Here is a 16,827-nt window from a genome sequence, read left to right as displayed (position 1 = left end):
CGACTCGACCTGCTCAACCGTCAACGATTCATCGCACAGTCGGAACAACGAGCAAATCCAGCACCCGTCACGGCAGATGCGGTTGCAGTACTAGCGCTCGCGGCCACCGCATGCGGACGCTCCGGTCAGGGCGACGCCCCGTCCGGCAGTTCGTCGCAGGCCGCCGGCCGGCCCGCGGCCGAGCTGCTCCCCGCTCAGTACCGGCAGAAGGGGGTGCTGCGGGTGGCCACCGCGGTGGCATATCCGCCCATGGAGATGTACGAGCCCGGGACCACCCGGCTCACAGGTGTCGAACCTCCACATCGGCCAGGAGCAGAACGCCAAGTGCCGGGAGAAGATGCGGATCTCGCAGAGCGAGGACGCGCCGACCGGGCTGCTCCAGTTGGACAGCGGACGCGCGGTCGCGACCATCGTCGGCTATCCCGTCGCCAGGATGTTCACCAGGAAGCCGAGCGCCCGGGTGCCGAGGCCCACGTTCCCTCCGGTGTGGCCGGGCCCATTCCTGCGTGCCAGGGCGTGGCCGCCCGGTCGGAGGTCACCCGACAGGCTCTCAGTCTCAGGCGACCAGGGGCCGGTCCTGTGGGGCGACGGGCGACGGGAGGACCGTGGAGCCGCTCAGATAGCGGTCCGTAGCAGCAGCGGCGGACCGTCCCTCCGCGATGGCCCACACCACGAGGGACTGGCCGCGTCCTGCGTCACCGGCGATGAACACCCCGCCCGGCCCGGGGCGGGCGGCCCGCTCGGCCGACTGCGCCAGTTCGGCCGCGAAGGCGGCATTCCGGGCGAAGTTTCCCCGGTCGTCCAGCGTGAGCCCGAGCTGCCGCATCAGGCCGGTGCCCCGTTCGGGACCGAAGAAGCCGAGGGCGAGCAGGACCAGATCCGCCGGAATCATGTGTTCCGTCTCCGGCCGCGGCCTTCTGCCCCCGGGCTCCACTTCCGCCAGGCGCAGCGCGCACACATGGCCGGACCGGTCTCCTTCGAAGCTGAGGGTGGCGGAGGAGAAGACCCTCGGATCCGTGCCCTCTCGCCCCCTGGCCTCTTCATGAGCATGGGATATCCGATAGACCTTCGGATACACGGGCCAGGGCTCGGTGTCCCGCCGGGTGTCACCGGGCTCCGGATTGATGTCCAGCTGCGCGACGGAAGCGGCGCCCTGGCGCAGGACGGTGCCCAGACAGTCCGACCCGGTGTCCCCACCACCGATGATGACCACATGTTTACCCTCGGCTGTAACGGCCGGAACGTCGTGGTCGCCCTCGGCGACCCGGTTGGCCAGGGTCAGGTAGTCCACGGCCTGATGAATGCCGTACAGCTCGCGGCCCGGGACGGACAGCTCCCGTTGGCCGGTGGCTCCTACGGCGACGATGACCGCGTCGTGTCGCTCCGCGATCTCGGTGGCGCCGAGATCGCTGCCGACGTCCACACCCGTCCGGAACTTGGTGCCCTCCGCCCGCATCTGCTCGATGCGGCGGTCCAGGTGGCGTTTTTCCATCTTGAACGCGGGAATGCCGTAGCGCAGCAGTCCGCCGATGCGGTCGGCTCGCTCATAGACGGCGACGGTGTGACCGGCACGGGTGAGTTGTTGCGCTGCCGCCAGTCCCGCCGGTCCGGAGCCGATGACGGCGACGGTCTTCCCGCTGAGCCGCCCGGGCGGTTGCGGCGACGCGTATCCGCGCGCCCAACTCTGGTCGGCGATCGCCTGTTCGACATTTTTGATCGTCACCGGATCGGCGTTGATGGTCAGCACGCAGGCGTCCTCGCACGGCGCCGGGCACAGCCGTCCGGTGAATTCCGGGAAGTTGTTCGTCGCGTGCAGCCGCTGGGCCGCTGCCCACCAGTCCCCCTTCCTCGCGTACGCGTTCCACTCGGGAATGAGGTTTCCCAGCGGGCAGCCGCTGTGACAGAACGGAATGCCGCAGTCCATGCAACGCCCCGCCTGCTCCGACACGAGCGGAAGCCGCGCCTGCCCCGCATAGACCTCGTTCCAGTCGCTCAGCCGTTCCTGGACGGGGCGCGCCGGGACGGGCCGGCGGGAGGTCTTGAGGAAACCGTGGGGGTCGGTCATGCGCCGCCTCCGTCGCTCACTCGCGGTGCACAGGCGTTACGGCCAGAGTACGCCTGCGGCCAACCGCGACCACCTGCTCAAAGGCTGCTCGGCCGGGGTATCGACCACCGCGCTGCACGCGAGGGCATCGAGTCCCCGCAACGCACGGACGCCCGCGTCCAGCAGATCGGCCGCGGATCTGCATGAGTGCCCACGGGCCCACCTCGGCCCCCCCGGGCTGCACCCTTTCCGATCACGAGGCACTGCCCGCCGCCGTGAAGTCCGAACTGGACGCCCTCTGGGACAACCCGGTCGGCAAACCCGAAGGCCTCACCATCCAGTACGCGTCCGCCTGGGCGAACTCGGACTGTGAACCCGGGCGTGGTCGGTGACGCCCGGCCTGACGGCCGGGCGTGGCCGAAGATCCGAACCCCACCCCGGACGAATCGGGGGCTAATGCCCGGTCCCGCGCGTGGCGCGCCGTACCGAGGTCCGGCGACGGACACGGGAGATCATCCGCAGCCCGCGGCTGCAGCCGAGCGGGCGCAGCGTGCTCAGCGGGGTGGTCAGCGGGGTGGTCGTTTTTCCGCCCCGCAGCCCGCCGAGCACCGCGAAGCGCGTCCCGGTGCCCTCGGGCACGGCTGCCATCCCACCGACCACGTACCGGCTCTGCATCAGGCACCACCCCGGCTGCAGCAGCACATCGAACCATGCGCTGTGCCCGAATGGGCCGTGCGCCCACGCCCGGCCCCGGTCCGGGGCACCGGGGCCGGGCGTGGGCTCCATTCGGAAGGCCCGCAGCGTCGGTATCAGATGCGGCAGCTCGCCCTCCAGGTCGCTCGCCACCTCCCACACATCGGTGATGGGGGCGTCGATGTACTCCTCCGCGTACATCACGGCGTTCAGCCCGGCGGCCATGACGCGCAGCCGCTGTACGGGGTCGAGCTCGGCAGTTGGCCAGCCGTTGGTCATCGCGTCCACGCCTTCCGAAAGCTGTTACGGGCACGGTGCAGCCGTGACTTCACCGTGCCGCACGAAATGTTCAGGATCTCGCTCGCCGATCGTTCGTCCAGGCCCTCCAGTTCACGCAGCATCAGGACCGCACGGTGCTCGGACGACAACCGACGCAGTACGTCGTGCACATCGGAGGCCAGTTCCGTGCTGCGCGATCCGGGGATGTCGTCGAATTCGCCCACCGGGGTCTCCCGCTGCGTGCGTTTGGCCACCCGCACGGCCTCGCGTACGGTGATGGTGCGTACCCACGCGTACAGGGCGGTCGGGTCCTTCAGCTTGGGCAGGCCCTGGAAGACGGCGATGAGAGACTCCTGCACCGCGTCGGCGCTGTCGGCCAGGGCGATCGGCCGGCACATTCGGCTGACATAGGGCATCAGCAGGTTCAGAAGGTCATTGACGGCCAGGGCATCACCGGACTGAGCTGCCCTCACAAGCCGGGCACCGGCAGCCCACGGATCCGCCTCCGGCGGTTGCCGGGTGTCCGGCTCGCACCGCCGCAAGTGCGTGTCGGCTCCGTTCATGCGCCGTTCTCCTCCCTCGCATGGCACTGCTCCGCCCGTGCGCCGTGGCGGCGCTCGGTGCATGGAGCTTCATAGGGACAGAGGAGCCGAACAGGCCGGATACTCCCGCAGTTGCGTATTTAGCCGAAAAAACTTAGGACCGGGAGTGTCCCGGGCCCCAGCCGCCTCTTTCCTGGTGTCGACGATGCCCGCCGCGGCGCTCCGGACCCCGGGCCGCCGCGGCACTCGCCAACAACTGTGGGAAGGGCGGAGCAAGGTGGCAGCGGAACTTCATCCCGAGGCACGTACCGGCCAGGGCGTGGTGCGGGGCCGGATCGAGGACGGAATCGCCGTGTTCCGGGGGATTCCGTATGCGCAGCCGCCGTTCGAAGTCCTGCGCTTCGCCGCGCCCGAGCCGGCGAAGCCGTGGGACGGGATCCGGCCGGCGAGCGCGTTCGGGCCTCCGCCCCCGCAGCACGACCGTATGAACCCTGCGCCGGCCACCGCCCGCCCGGAGCAGGCGCCGGACTATCTGACGGTCAATGTGTGGTCCCCGGACATTGGTACGACAGGGCTGCCCGTGATGGTCTGGTTCCACGGTGGCGCCTATGTGTTCGGGCAGGCGGGCGACCCCGTGTACGACGGAGCGCGGCTCGCCCGGCAAGGCGTCGTTCTTGTCACCTTCAACTACCGGGTGGGCATGGAAGGCTTCGCTCAGCTCGCCGGAAGTCCGGCCAATAGGGGACTGCTGGACCAGATCGCCGCGCTGCGCTGGGTGCAGGAGAACATCTCGGCGTTCGGCGGTGACCCAGCCGGTGTGACGGTGTTCGGCGAGTCGGCCGGGGCCGGTTCGATTGTGGCACTGCTGGCCATGCCCGCCGCGGCGGGGCTCTTCCACCGGGCGGTGGTGCAGAGCGTTCCTGGCTTCTGCTTCACCCCGCGACTGGCCGCGTACGTCGCCGGTGCCGTCGGCGCGCGGATGGGATCGGCCGCCACCGCGGACGCCCTGCGGACCACCGACCCGCATGCTCTTGTACGGGCCGCCGAAGCGGTCTTCGCCGCCATGACCGACCAGGCGGACCGCTGGGGCGCCGTCGGCCACACCGAGACGATGTTCTCCCCGGTCGTCGACGGTGAGACGCTGCCGTGCAGCCCCTGGGAAGCCGTCGCGCAGGGGGCAGCCCGGGGCATCACCCTGATGCTCGGCCACAACCGGGACGAGTACCGGCTGTTCATGGCCAAGAGGGGCGAGCTGGGTGCAGTGACCGAGGAGCGGGCGTCCCGTACTCTCCGCGTGCTCGGCACTCAGCCGGACGGCGAGCGTGCCTACCGCGGCGCCTACCGGGAGGCCGGCGCCGATGAGCTCTATGAGCTGGTCAAGTCGGACTGGCTGTGGCGAATGCCGACCGTACGGCTCCAGGACGCCCAGGCCGCGGCGGGCGGGGTGGCGTTCGCCTACGAACTGCGCTGGCCCGCACCCGCGTTGGGCGGCCGGCTGGGGTCCTGCCACGGTCTCGACGTACCGCTGGTGTTCGGCACCCTGGACGCTCCCCTCGCACAGCAGATGCTGGGAGCCGCACCGTCGCAGGAGGCTGCCTCCCTGTCGGTCAGGATGCGCACGGCCTGGACGAGGTTCGCTGCCGTCGGCGACCCCGGCTGGCCCGCATACCGCCTCGAAAGTCGGCTGGCGAAGGCCTACGACCGCAATGACGCGCTGGTCGGCGATCCGGTGGCCGCATCGCGTCTGCTGTGGTCCGGCCAGCACTTCGAAGCAGTCCTCCAACTGCCTGAGCCCCTCCCGCCCGTGGGGTCGGCCCACGAGGTCCACGGAAAGGACAATTGAGGCCATGTCAATGGCTTTCACCCCAAGCTCGCCTTTACCGAGGGCGAGGTGAGAAGTCCGCCGATCCCTGTCGTGGGCTTCGCCGGGGCGGCCCGCGAGGCGGCACCATCACATCCTCACCGCGACTTCACTCGACCGCCCGGCATTTGAAACCACCTCAACACGCGATCGCGACTCGATGTGACGAAACAGTAATTCTCGCCCTACGGAGCTGCTGATAAATCTGTCCAGGTTTCCTCGCCTGATGTTAGGGTGGGATGCACATTGCAGGGAAGCTGAATTCTGGCTCGACGGGGGTTGACTGCCTGCACTTCATCATCACTTTTCCCGTGGATTTGTTACTCGCGGGTTGAGTATTTGGGGTGCGGCGGATCGTCAGAGTTCACGCCGAAACGCTCTTTGCGATGTCTTCGAAATTGGATATCCGGCCGCCGTTCCCCGCCCGGCGCACAGGGATGCCGACGATGGGGGCGCAGTGAGTGAAACCGGTGGGGCGGGCGCGGTCGGCTGGGATATGGAGAAACTGGCCCGGCTCGTGGAGGGGGCGCAGCAGGGGGATGCCCTGGCCATGGATGAGCTGCTCAACACCATCTCGCCGTATGTCGGCCGGATCTGCGGGCCGGTGGCACTGCAGGACGGAGCGGATGCAGCGCAGGAGGCCCTCATCGCGGTCTTCCGGAACATCCATCAGCTCAAGACACCCGTGGCGTTCCTGGGCTGGGTGCGCGCGATCGCCGTCCGTGAGGCGGTGAAGTTCGCCAAGCAGCGCCATCAGCGGAGCGCCGTACCCGCGGAGTGGGAGGACAAGCCCATTCTCGAAGACCTGCAACTCGCCTCGGACATCGCGGACGTCATGGCAAGGCTCGCACCCGAGCACAGGGCGGTGCTGACCCTGCGGCACATCGACGGCCTGAACGAACAGGAGGTCGCAGGGATCCTTGCGGTTCCGGTGGGGACAGTCAGATCCCGACTGTTCCGTGCCAGACGCTCATTTCGTACCGCCTGGGAATGACCGGGCCTCCACCCGCTGCTGCAATCGGTCGAAGAGCAGCCCGGTCCGGTGCGCTTCCCGCAGCCGGCGCGCCCGGTCAATGACCTGGCCACCGGGGAACCGCAGGCTGCTGAAGAAGGCGAACCTGCTTCCGTCACCCTCGGGCACGGCGGCCATTCCGCCGGTCAGCACCTTGCTCTGCATGAGGCACCAGCCCGGACGCAGCACCACGTCGAAGTGTTCACGGTGCCCGAGGGAACTGACCGCCTGCCCGGCCAGCCGGTCGTTGTCCGATCCGGTGACGGTGAAAAGAGCGCAGCCCGGGGACGATCTTCGGGAATTCGTTTTCCAGGTCGGACGCGACGGCCCACAACTGCTCGATCGGTACATCGAAATGACGCTCGCCACAGCTCGGGTGCTTCGCGGCGGAGGCGATGACTTTCAGGCGCCGCAGCGGGTCGAGTTCGGCCGTCGGCCAGTCACTGCGCAATGGGCCCATCGTTGAATAACTCCCTCTCTGCCTCACCTGGCGGAGACACCCGCACCATCCCACTTCCGGGTCGAGCTCACACAAATCACCACTTCGGAAGCGACTCGTAACAACTCGTCAGAGAAAAGCGGATGCGGAGGGGAGTGTATGGCCGCCGTGCGGCCTCTATCCCGGTGAAAGAGCAGGATACGCATGCACCGTACAAGGGGACAACAGCATGTGGCTTACTCAGTTACTGGAGCGGAACCGTCAGTGCTTCGGCGGGCGGGTGGCACTTGCCGATGCACGGCGATCGTCGACCTGGGAGGAGCTGGCCCGCCGCGTCGAACTCCTGGCCGGTCGGCTGAGCGCGCGCGGCGTACGGCACGGGGACCGGGTGGCGGTCCTGTCGCAGGACCGGAGCGAGGTGGTGGAGACCTACTTCGCGCTGGGACGCCTCGGCGCACTCTTCGTACCACTGGATCCGAGTCTGGTCCCCGGTGAGATCGCGGAGATCGTCGCTCACGCCAAGGTCGTGGGCATCATCGGCGAGCGCGCTCTGCTGGAGCGTGCGGACCGGCGCTCCGCCTGCGGCGGCTGGCGGCTGCCCTTCGAGGACGCGCCGGTCCAGGACGCGCCGGTCCAGGACGCCGACGGCACCGGGGAGGCGACTCTCGAACCGCATGTACGGGCCGACGATCCGGTGGCCATCCTCTACACCTCTGCCACCGGCGGCCACCCCAAGGGCGTGGTCGTGGACCACCGGTCGGTCAAGGACATCTCGCTCGGCTGGCTCGCGGCGACGGCACCACCGGCCGATGCCGTGCTGGTGACCTGCGGACCGCTGTTCCATGGGAGCGTCGTACTCGCATTCGCCCATCTCGCCGCAGGGGCTGCGCTGGTCGTCGCCGGGCCCCGACCCGAGGACATCGTGACGGCGGCCCGGCAGCACCGCGCGACCCATCTGTGGCTGGTCCCGGAGACCCTGCGGGGCGTGGTGGACCACCTCGGCACGCATCCGGACCAGGCCCTGCCCGACTCTCTGACGGAGCTCCTCTACGGGGCCGCGCCGCTGCCCGTGGATCTCTACGCGAGGGCCGCCCGCACCATCGGCTGCGGCTTCCGCCAGGTGTACGGACTGACCGAGGCAGGCGGCCCACTCGTCACGCTGGGGCCCGGCGAACACCCGGATCCCCTGGGTGAGCTGCCCGAGACCCTGCCCGCGGGGCGGGTGATCCCGGGGATGTCGGTGCGTATCGCCTACGAGGACGGCAGGCCGATGCCGACCGGGCACACCGGCGAGATCCTGGTCCGCGGCGACGGCCGGATGCGCGGCTACTGGCGCGAGCCGGCGGCAACCGCCGCGGCTTCGGTCGCGGGCTGGCTGCGCACCGGGGACCTCGGTCGCCTCGACGACGAGGGCCGGCTGCATCTCGTCGACCGGCTCACCGACCTGATCATCAGGAACGGGCGGAACGTCTACCCGGCCGACATAGAGCGCGTGCTGCTCCGGCACCCGGCCGTCGCCGACGCCGCGGTCGTCCCCGTCGACGACCACGGTGAGGGCGAAGCGCCACTGGCACTGGTCGTACTCGCCTCCGGTGCCACCATCGGGCGCACGGAGATCCTGGAGTACCTGTGCGAGCAGATGGCGGAGTACAAGATCCCCAAGGACGTCCAGATCATCGAAGAACTACCGCGTAATTCCCTGGGAAAAGTGCAGAAGAAACTGCTCACCGCCTGAAGAGGAACCATTCAGAACGCCAATATCCGAAAAACAGGGACGGAAACACCATGCATTCCACAGGGACTCCGCTGTCGCTTCCGTGCGCCCTGGCGCATTTCCGGCCCCGGATACCGGGGCTCGGCTTCGGGATCGCCTCCGTCCACGAGGGGCCACCGGTGGCGGTCCGGGACGCGGAGCGCCGGATGTCCCGGACGATGCCGCCGCGCCGCAGGGCCGACTTCCTGATCGGCCGCAGCGCGCTGCACCGCGCGCTACGGTCCGCGGGACTCACTGCGGGCGCGGTGCTGTGCGAGGGGCCGCGCCCCCGGCTGCCTGCGGGGATCTCGGCGTCGCTCAGCCACTCCGACGGGGTCGCGGTCGCCGTCGCCGGCCCCTCGGACCGGTTCCGCTCGCTGGGAATCGACCTCGAACTGACCGCCCTGCCCCTCGAAGCGGCCCATCTGGTACTGCGCGGCCCCGAAACACCCCTTCTCCAGCAGGCCGGTGAGGCGGCACAGCAGCGCCTGCTCGCCCTGTACTCCGCCAAGGAAGCCGCCTTCAAGGCCCTCAGCCCGGTCCTCGGCCCGAAGCTGCCGGGGCTGCGCCACCTCCGGCTGGAGGCGCACACCGACGGCTATGTCGCCCACGCCGTGCGGCAGCCCGAGCTGCGGGTGCACGTGACCGTACGGCGGCTGCCGCAGGGCGTCCTGTGCTGGGCCGTTCCGCAGGACTGAGGTCCGGGTGAGGCCAGCGTCCCCCGTCGATGTACGGCTCGCGTACGTCACGCACCGCCCAGGTACCGCGTTCGGTACCTGTACCGAACCCACCCTCACGGAGGTCACGTCGCCATGCACTCATCCCCTTCGCTCGCACGGTCACGGCCGACCGGCTGGCTGCCCTCGGACTGGCGCCGGCATCCGGTCGCGCAACAGCCCGTCTGGCCGGACCCGGCGCTTCTGCGCCGGGTCCGCGCGCGTCTTGCGGGCACCGCGCCGCTCGTACGGCCCAGCGAGGTCCTCGATCTGCGCCGGGCGCTCTCCAGGGCCGCGCACGCGGATGCGTTCGTAGTGCAACTCGGCGACTGCGCCGAGACGTTCGACACCCCCACCTTCGCCGGGACCGCGGCCCGGGTGGACCTGCTGCACACCACGGCCCGGACCATCAGCCACGCGCTGCACCGGCAGGCGATACCGATCGGACGGATGGCCGGTCAGTACGCCAAGCCCCGCTCCCGCGCCACCGAGCGGGTGGGCGACCTCGTACTGCCCTCGTTCCGCGGCCACTTGGTGAACGACCCGGCACCGAAACCGGCCGCCCGCGTCCCCGACGCCATGCGCCTGCTCGAAGGCCATGGGCACGCCCGCGCCGTCCTCGCCCTGCTGCGCGAACTCGCCGAGTCGGGGATGGCCATGCCCGACTCGCTGGCCGGCAGTACCCCTGCCGTGTGGACCAGTCATGAGGCCCTGCTGCTCGACTACGAGGAGCCGCTGGTACGCCGCGACCCGATGACCGGCACCTGGTGCCTGACCTCGGCCCACCTGCCCTGGATCGGTGCGCGTACCTGCGAACCGGACGGGGCGCACGTCCGCTTCCTGTCCGGGGTGGCCAACCCGGTCGGGGTGAAGGTCGGTCCCACCACCACCCCTGAGCTCCTCGCCGAGCTGTGCGCCCGGCTCGACCCGGACCATCAGCCGGGGCGCCTCGTCCTGATCTCCCGGATGGGCGCGGACGCGGTGCGGTCCGTACTGCCGCCGCTGGTGGAGAAGGTGGCCGGGCTCGGCCACCCCGTGGTGTGGGTGTGCGACCCAGTGCACGGCAACACGTACACCAGCGCCACGGGCCACAAGACCCGGCACATCGACTCGGTGAGCGCGGAGATCCGCGGTTTCTTCGCCGCGGTCCGGGAGGCCCGCGGCTGGCCCGGCGGAATCCACCTGGAGACCACACCGGCCGATGTCACGGAGTGCGTCGGCGGCCTCCCGGGGGTGGCGGAGAAGGACCTGCCGCTGCGGTACGAGACGGCGTGCGATCCACGGCTGAACGGAGCGCAGACCGCCCAAACGGCGGCGCTGATCGCCGAGCTGTGCGCCCTGCGCTGACCCCGCTGCCCCTGCGGAGCAAGGACAGCGGTGCCGTCGGCGCCGGTGAATACGAGCAGCCCCCGCTCCAGCCCCGTCAGGACGCTGCGGCCCCCACACACGTTCCGATGGGTCGGCACGGAATCCCGGACGGAACGTTTGACAAGGTCGCCGCCTCCTGACCGACCGACCGAACCAAAACCACCACCCCGGGGAGTCCCCATGCCGAACCACACACCACCGATGCCGGAGCTGGAAGGTGTCCGCCATTACCACACCGAGGTACGGGGGGTGCGGCTGCACATCGCGGAGGCGGGCGAGGGAACGCCGGTGGTCCTGCTGCACGGGTTCCCCCAGCACTGGTACGGATGGCGGCGGCTGATCCCACTGCTGTCCGGGGAGTACCGGCTGATCTGCGTGGACCTCCGCGGCTTCGGCTGGTCCGACGCGCCGGCCAAGGGCTACGACACCGACAGCCGGGTCGCCGACGTGCTCTCGCTGATGGACGAACTCGGTCTGGAGCGGGCCGCGCTCATCGGGCACGACTGGGGTGCCTGGACCGGATTCCACCTCTGTCTGCGCGCGCCCGAGCGCTTCAGCCACTTCCTCGCGCTGAACATGCTCCACCCCTGGCCGCTGCACCGCCGGCTGATGCCGCACTCCTGGCGCTTCTGGTACACCGCCCTGCTCGAACAGCCGCTGCTCGGCCGCTGGATGCTGCGTCACCGGCCCGGCTTCACCCGGTACCTGATGTACAAGGGGGTCGCGGAGAAGACGGTGTGGGAGCCGGGAGCGATGGCCGAGTTCGTACGGTCGAGCCAGGAGCCCGACCGGGCGCGGGCCGGAGAGGCGCTGCACCGCGCCTTCGCGCTGCGGGACATCGCGAAGCTGCTCCTGGGCAGTTTCAAGAAGTTCCGGCTCACCACGCCGACTCTGATCATGGCGGGCGCCAAGGACTTCATGCTGCCGCCGAGCGTGCTGTCGGGCGGCGAGCGGCAGGCGAGCAGCCTGCGGGTGGAGGTCGTCGCGGACTGCGGGCACTACCTGCACGAGGAGCGCCCCGACCTGGTGGCGAAGGCTGCCCGCGAGCTGTTCTCCGACGGCGGCTGAAGCCCCCACCGGCCCGGTTCCCAGGTTCTGCGGAGGGCCTTGGAGCCGGGCCTCGGCAGAACCTGGGAACCGGGTCCCGGCCCCGGAATCACCAGCTCCGAAAAATTCCTCGAAATTCGATGGAGTGTGCGAGCCGGATGCCGCCTCTTATCTGATGTCGGATGCTTCCCGTCACTTCGTGAGCATCCGGCATCCCCCCACCGCAATCCACCCGTAGCAGGGCTGCTTTTGCGCTGCCCGAATGCAATCGCCAGGCCGAGCAGAGGGAATACGAATGCCCGACGTATCCGCACTCAATCTCGACGTGATACCCCAGCCCACCGCGTCACTCGGGGTGCTTCCCACCGTCGCTGCGGAGAAGCACCCCGACACACCTTTCCTCTCCGACACGCCCTGGCGCACCTACGACAAGCCGGTACGCAACTTCGCCGAATTCGCCCAGGCCATCGACGACTACGCCGACCGGCTCTGGGCGGCGGGGGTCCGCCGCGGTGACACGGTGGCGGTCGTCCAGCGCAACCACATCGAGGTCGAGGCCGTGATGTGCGCGCTCGGCAAGATCGGTGCACTGCCCGCCCTGCTGTCCTCCGCCATGGAGATCGGTGAACTGCTCGAGTGCTTCGCACGGCTGGAGAGCCCCTACCTCCTCGTCGACTCCTTCGGTCTCTCCCGGCTGGCCGACTCCCGTCATGCGCTGGGGCTGCTGACCCGCAAAGTGCTGTGCCTGGAGGCGACCGAGGAGAAGTGGGTGGTGCCCGTCCAGGACCGGCTGCCGCACACCGCCAACCCCCGTGACGAGGACGAGTGGTTCGTCATCACCCACTCCTCGGGCACCACCGGCGCTCCGAAGATGGCCGCACACTCGACCCGTTCGCTGTTCGGCATGGTCGCCCCGATGATCATGATCTTCCGGGACCAGTATTCGTCGAACGACCTGAACGCCAAGCACCTGTCGTTCGTGCACGCCCGCACCTGTGCCGGCACGCTGGCCTCCCTGGAGACCGCGATGCCCGCCCTGGCCATCGCCGACCCGGACCCTGCCAACGTCAAGCGGCTCATGCTGGAGCACCGTCCGACCTCCCTCGAGACGCACCCGAACGTCTACATCCAGTGGGAGTCGCTGGCCGAGGACCCGGACCGCCCCTTCCAGCACGTCGAACGGTTCATCAGCACCTTCGACGCGATGCACCCGCGCACCGTACGCGCCCTGCTGAACGCGTCGGAGCACCCCGGTGCCCACTACTTCCAGGCTTACGGCCAGACCGAGTCGGGCCCGATCTGCCTGCGCATCGTGACCCGTGAGGAGTCCGCGGACTACTCCCCGCGCAATGTCGGCCACCCCGGCGGCGGCATGGAGATCCGCATCGTCGACGAAAACGGCAATCCGCAGCCGGTGAACACACCGGGCCTCATCGAGACCCGCTCGCCGGGGCGCATGCGCGGCTATGTCGGCGGCGGCCCCATGCCGTCGGACGACTCCTGGTGGCCCATGGGCGACATCGGCCGCCGGCTCGACGACGGCTCCCTCGAACTGCTCGACCGCATCGTCGAGCACGTCGACGGCGTCGGCAGCCTGCTCGAGAAGGAGGACCACCTCCTGGAGGCCCTGCCCGAGCTGGTCGAGCTGGTCCTGGTCAAGGGCGAGGAATCCGGGGACAGCACGGTCTTCGCGGTCGCCTGCCCCCGTCCGGGCACCGCGCCCGACCCCGAGCGGTTCCGGACCGTCGCCGCCGAGGCCGGGCTGCCCGACCTCCAGGTGCGCTTCTGGGAGTGGGAGGCGATGCCCGTCACCGGCTCGTACAAGGTCCGCCGGTCGGTGCTGCGCCGCAAGCTCGCCGGCCGCATCCAGCGCACCACCACCGAGAAGGAGGTATGACCACCATGGCCCAGCTGTGGAACCTGCTCTCCGAGTCCGTCCACGACGGCACCATGCTCCACACCCCCTCTCGCCAGGAGGAGCCGGTATCCGGACCCGCGCTGTTCTCCCGCGCGCAGCGCACCGCGGGCGGCATCCTGACCGCCTGCGACGGCCGCACTCCGCGCCGTGCCGGCCTGCTCATGGCCAATGGCGAGCCGTGGGTGCGCGGTCTGCTCGCCCTGCTGCGGCTCGATGCCGCGGCAGTACCGCTGGCGCTGCCGGTGGCCTTCGGCGGAGCGGACGCGTACGCCGCGCACATCCAGCGGGTCGCCGCCGACGCCTCGCTGGACGCACTGCTCGTCGACGGCAGCCTCGGGGGCCGCATCGTGTCCCGGATCGCGGCCGCCGTGCCGCATCTGCCGGTCATCGACATCGCCGAACCTCCGCACGAGAGCCGGGATCTGCCGCCGGTGTGCGGCGGTGGGGACGCTCCCGCGGTCATCCAGTACACCTCGGGCAGCACCTCGGCGCCCAAGGGCGTCGTGGTCACCCATGACAACGTCACGGCCGGGCTCGACGCGATCGAGGCAGGCACCCGGTGGACACCGCAGGACCGACTCGGTCAGTGGCTCCCGCTCTTCCACGACATGGGCCTGTTCACCATGCTCGCCTCGCTGAGGCAGGGCACCTCGTTGTCCCTGTGGCAGCCGGGCGACTTCGTCCGCCGCCCCGTGCAGTGGCTCGGCGAGTTCGCCGCCTCCCGGTCGACGATCCTGCCGGCTCCCAACTTCTTCTACGACTACCTCGTCGCGGCCGCCGCCAAGGGCATCCCCGACGACCTCGACCTGTCCGCCTGGCGGTACGGCGGCAACGGCTCCGAGCCGGTGCGCCTGAGCAGCCTCGAGGCGTTCCAGAAGACCTTCGCGCCGTACGGTCTGCGGCCCCAGGTCGTGCAGCCCAACTACGGGCTCGCGGAAGCGACACTCATCGTCAGCACCGGCATCCCGCAGTCGGACTACCGCAGCCTGCTCGTGGACCGGTCGAGCCTGTCCATGGGTGACCGGGTCCGGGAGACCGCCGAGGCCGGGCCCACGGCGCGCTCCGTCGTCTCGTGCGGTGCGCCGACGGCCGGACTCCACGTCAGGATCGGCGACGCCGAAGGCGCCCCGCTCGACGAGGGAACCGTGGGCGAGGTGCAGATCGGCGGTGCTCCGGTCACCCCCGGATACCTCGGACTGCCCGCCGGGCAGCAGCCGTTCACCCCCGACGGAATGCTGCGCACCGGCGACATCGGGTTCCTGCACGACGGCGAGCTCTATGTCATCGGCCGGATGAAGGCGATGGCCGTCGTCCGCGGCCAGAACTACTACGCCGAGGACGTCGAGGAGATCGTCAAGGCCACCCCCGGAGTCGACCGCCGTCACTGCGCCGCCTTCGCCTGGGACGACGACGGTGAGGAGCGGATGGTCGTCATCTGGGAGACGAAGCTCGACGCGGACACGGCCGCCGCCGTCGGCGAGGCCATCCGCCGCCGGCTCTCCGAGCATCTGGGGCTGGGCGCCGTCGAGACCGTCGCAGTCTCCCCGCAGAGCCTCCCCTTCACCAGTTCCGGCAAGGTCAAGCGCTCCGGCGCAGCCGAGCTCTACCGCCGGCAGACCACCACCCTCGCCACCGCATCGGAAGGACAGCACCAGTGAGCGTCGCCAAGACCCTGGACATCGTCGTAGGGGCTCTGGCCACCCAGGCCGGTGTCTCCGCCACCACCATCGACGCCGACAAGCCCCTCTCGGCCGTCCCCGGCATCGAGTCGGTCAAGGCGCTGCGTGCGATCACCGACATCGAGGACGAGTGCGATGTCGTCATCCCCGACGACTTCCTCTTCGAGTCCGCGACCGTACGCGAACTGGCCGAGTTCGTGGCCTCCCTGGAGCGGGAGGGCAGCTCCCTATGACAGTGCGGACCGCCTCCCCCGACGCACTCCTCGGAGCGCTCGGCCGGTTCACGGTCGTGCCCCGGGACGTCGGACGGTACGACACGGACGCGGCGACCGCGGCCCGGGCGCTGCGCGCCGAACCGGCGCAGGTGGCCCGGCTCGCCGCCGAGGGGCTGCCGCATGTGACCGACTCCGGCCGCGGCCCGCTGTTCGACTACGACGACCTGATGAACGTCGGGATGTTCTGCGGCACCGGGCAGACCGTGCCCGAGCTCGGGCTGCGCTTCCTGATGCGGTTCGCAGCCTCGTCCCGCGACAGCTGGTACGCGCCACGGGACTGGGAGATCGGCGTCCACCCGGCTCGTACGGCCGGCGGCGAGAGCGCCGGAGCAGCCGCGGAGCAGGCCGGCGGGCTGCCCCGGGTGACCGTCCGGGTGCCCGACCTGTCGGCGCCCGGTGTGGAGCTGTTGTCGAAGGAGACTTTCGACGGCCCTCTGCGGGTGTCCGGCTACGAGGCGGCCATCCGCCTCACTGGTGCCGAACTCACCGTGCGCGACCCGCGGATCCACGAGGCGTGGAACGAGGTCGTCGAGGGGCTGGCCTCACGCCGAGTCACCTACCAGACGGTGCCGGAGCCGTTGCGCGCCGACCACCACCGGGCGTGGCGACTGGGCATCGCCGACTGCGTGGTGGCCTCGCGGCTGCTCGCCGACCGGCTGCGCGCCGTCGGCCTCGAGGCAACGGCCCGGCGCGGCTATCTGCTCGGCCTCTTCGGAAGCGACCACGCGTGGTGCGACGTCGTCGAGGACGGGGTGCACAAGTCCCTGGACCCCGTGTTCGCGTTCGTGGCCACCGTCGGGGACGAGCGCGGTGTCGCCGAGTCGCCCGAGTTCGCCGCGGCGTGCTTCGGGAGCCGGTTCAACCGGCTGTTGCCGTGCCGCACGGACAGCGCCGAACCCCTTGTGTACTTCGACGGCGAACCCGCCCCGTACTGGGCCATGGTCGGCGTCGGCGCCCGTCCGCGGAGGAGCTCATGAGCCTCGCACGATCCTTTGTCCGTGAAAGCCTGGACCACCCCGGTCTGATCGACCGTGTCGCGGACGAGGACGACCTGACAGGTGCGGGCGTCAACTCCGGTGAGCTGATCCGGCTCGCGCTGCGTGTGGAGGACCACCTCGGCAGGCCGCTCGATGACGACGAGCTCCTTGAGCTGACGTCGATCCGCGCGGTCGCCGATCTGATCGGGAACGGGGCCGCCTGA

The 16,827-nt window shown here is 70.0% G+C and carries 16 protein-coding genes; 12 read left to right on the top strand and 4 right to left on the bottom strand.

The window, feature by feature from the left end:
- Window positions 1-556: 556 nt before the first annotated feature.
- Window positions 557-2,065 (bottom strand): glutamate synthase subunit beta, encoded by a 1,509-nt coding sequence (locus ACZ3IC_RS28450; RefSeq protein WP_467420682.1) that lies wholly within the window; start codon window positions 2,063-2,065, stop codon window positions 557-559.
- Between the two features lie 182 nt (window positions 2,066-2,247).
- On the opposite strand from ACZ3IC_RS28450, the gene ACZ3IC_RS28445 reads away from it, so the two are divergent.
- Window positions 2,248-2,436, top strand: a complete 189-nt coding sequence (locus ACZ3IC_RS28445) for a hypothetical protein (RefSeq protein WP_467420680.1) — start codon at window positions 2,248-2,250, stop codon at window positions 2,434-2,436.
- Between the two features lie 61 nt (window positions 2,437-2,497).
- Here the strand turns inward: ACZ3IC_RS28445 and ACZ3IC_RS28440 are convergent, their stop codons facing one another.
- Together ACZ3IC_RS28440 and ACZ3IC_RS28435 are read right to left on the bottom strand one after the other, a co-directional pair.
- Entirely contained in the window at window positions 2,498-3,016 is a 519-nt protein-coding gene (locus ACZ3IC_RS28440) for a hypothetical protein (protein ID WP_467420678.1), read from the bottom strand.
- The gene (locus tag ACZ3IC_RS28435; RefSeq protein ID WP_467420676.1) at window positions 3,013-3,579 is read right to left on the bottom strand and encodes an RNA polymerase sigma factor; all 567 of its coding nucleotides are present in this window, start codon (window positions 3,577-3,579) and stop codon (window positions 3,013-3,015) included. Before ACZ3IC_RS28435 ends, ACZ3IC_RS28440 begins: the two co-directional genes overlap by 4 nt.
- Window positions 3,580-3,835: 256 nt before the next feature.
- Here ACZ3IC_RS28435 and ACZ3IC_RS28430 point away from each other — a divergent pair, with 256 nt between their 5' ends.
- The gene (locus ACZ3IC_RS28430; RefSeq protein ID WP_467420674.1) at window positions 3,836-5,401 is read left to right on the top strand and encodes a carboxylesterase/lipase family protein; all 1,566 of its coding nucleotides are present in this window, start codon (window positions 3,836-3,838) and stop codon (window positions 5,399-5,401) included.
- 475 nt (window positions 5,402-5,876) lie between these two features.
- Window positions 5,877-6,413 (top strand): RNA polymerase sigma factor, encoded by a 537-nt coding sequence (locus ACZ3IC_RS28425; RefSeq protein WP_467420672.1) that lies wholly within the window; start codon window positions 5,877-5,879, stop codon window positions 6,411-6,413.
- Here the strand turns inward: ACZ3IC_RS28425 and ACZ3IC_RS28420 are convergent.
- The gene (locus ACZ3IC_RS28420; protein WP_467420671.1) at window positions 6,390-6,623 is read right to left on the bottom strand and encodes a hypothetical protein; all 234 of its coding nucleotides are present in this window, start codon (window positions 6,621-6,623) and stop codon (window positions 6,390-6,392) included. The genes ACZ3IC_RS28425 and ACZ3IC_RS28420 overlap by 24 nt on opposite strands.
- A 476-nt stretch (window positions 6,624-7,099) precedes the next feature.
- Here ACZ3IC_RS28420 and ACZ3IC_RS28415 point away from each other — a divergent pair, with 476 nt between their 5' ends.
- The 9 genes from ACZ3IC_RS28415 to ACZ3IC_RS28375 all read left to right on the top strand — a co-directional run bounded on the left by ACZ3IC_RS28415 (window position 7,100) and on the right by ACZ3IC_RS28375 (window position 16,827).
- Window positions 7,100-8,605 carry a class I adenylate-forming enzyme family protein gene (locus ACZ3IC_RS28415; RefSeq protein ID WP_467420670.1) on the top strand — a complete coding sequence of 502 codons (1,506 nt, stop codon included), beginning with the start codon at window positions 7,100-7,102 and terminating at the stop codon, window positions 8,603-8,605.
- Window positions 8,606-8,655: 50 nt separating this feature from the next.
- Window positions 8,656-9,321: a 4'-phosphopantetheinyl transferase family protein gene (locus tag ACZ3IC_RS28410; protein ID WP_467420667.1), complete on the top strand. Its 666-nt coding sequence runs from the start codon at window positions 8,656-8,658 to the stop codon at window positions 9,319-9,321.
- A 114-nt stretch (window positions 9,322-9,435) separates the two neighbouring features.
- Window positions 9,436-10,686, top strand: coding sequence for a 3-deoxy-7-phosphoheptulonate synthase (locus ACZ3IC_RS28405; protein WP_467420666.1), 1,251 nt, complete (start codon window positions 9,436-9,438; stop codon window positions 10,684-10,686).
- 201 nt (window positions 10,687-10,887) lie between these two features.
- Window positions 10,888-11,775, top strand: coding sequence for an alpha/beta fold hydrolase (locus tag ACZ3IC_RS28400; protein ID WP_467420663.1), 888 nt, complete (start codon window positions 10,888-10,890; stop codon window positions 11,773-11,775).
- Between the two features lie 274 nt (window positions 11,776-12,049).
- The gene (locus ACZ3IC_RS28395; RefSeq protein ID WP_467420661.1) at window positions 12,050-13,651 is read left to right on the top strand and encodes a class I adenylate-forming enzyme family protein; all 1,602 of its coding nucleotides are present in this window, start codon (window positions 12,050-12,052) and stop codon (window positions 13,649-13,651) included.
- Window positions 13,648-15,330 (top strand): AMP-binding protein, encoded by a 1,683-nt coding sequence (locus ACZ3IC_RS28390; RefSeq protein WP_467420659.1) that lies wholly within the window; start codon window positions 13,648-13,650, stop codon window positions 15,328-15,330. The genes ACZ3IC_RS28395 and ACZ3IC_RS28390 overlap by 4 nt, the downstream gene beginning before the upstream one ends.
- A complete protein-coding gene (locus tag ACZ3IC_RS28385; RefSeq protein WP_467420656.1) occupies window positions 15,327-15,584 on the top strand; it encodes an acyl carrier protein in 258 nt (85 codons plus the stop codon). Before ACZ3IC_RS28390 ends, ACZ3IC_RS28385 begins: the two co-directional genes overlap by 4 nt.
- Window positions 15,581-16,603 carry a hypothetical protein gene (locus tag ACZ3IC_RS28380; RefSeq protein ID WP_467420655.1) on the top strand — a complete coding sequence of 341 codons (1,023 nt, stop codon included), beginning with the start codon at window positions 15,581-15,583 and terminating at the stop codon, window positions 16,601-16,603. Before ACZ3IC_RS28385 ends, ACZ3IC_RS28380 begins: the two co-directional genes overlap by 4 nt.
- Window positions 16,600-16,827: an acyl carrier protein gene (locus tag ACZ3IC_RS28375; protein ID WP_467420652.1), complete on the top strand. Its 228-nt coding sequence runs from the start codon at window positions 16,600-16,602 to the stop codon at window positions 16,825-16,827. Before ACZ3IC_RS28380 ends, ACZ3IC_RS28375 begins: the two co-directional genes overlap by 4 nt.

The sequence above is a fragment of the Streptomyces sp. NPDC002958 genome (genome assembly GCF_055563255.1).
Note: the sequence above shows the minus strand (reverse complement) of the source record. Positions and strands in the feature narration are given on the sequence as shown.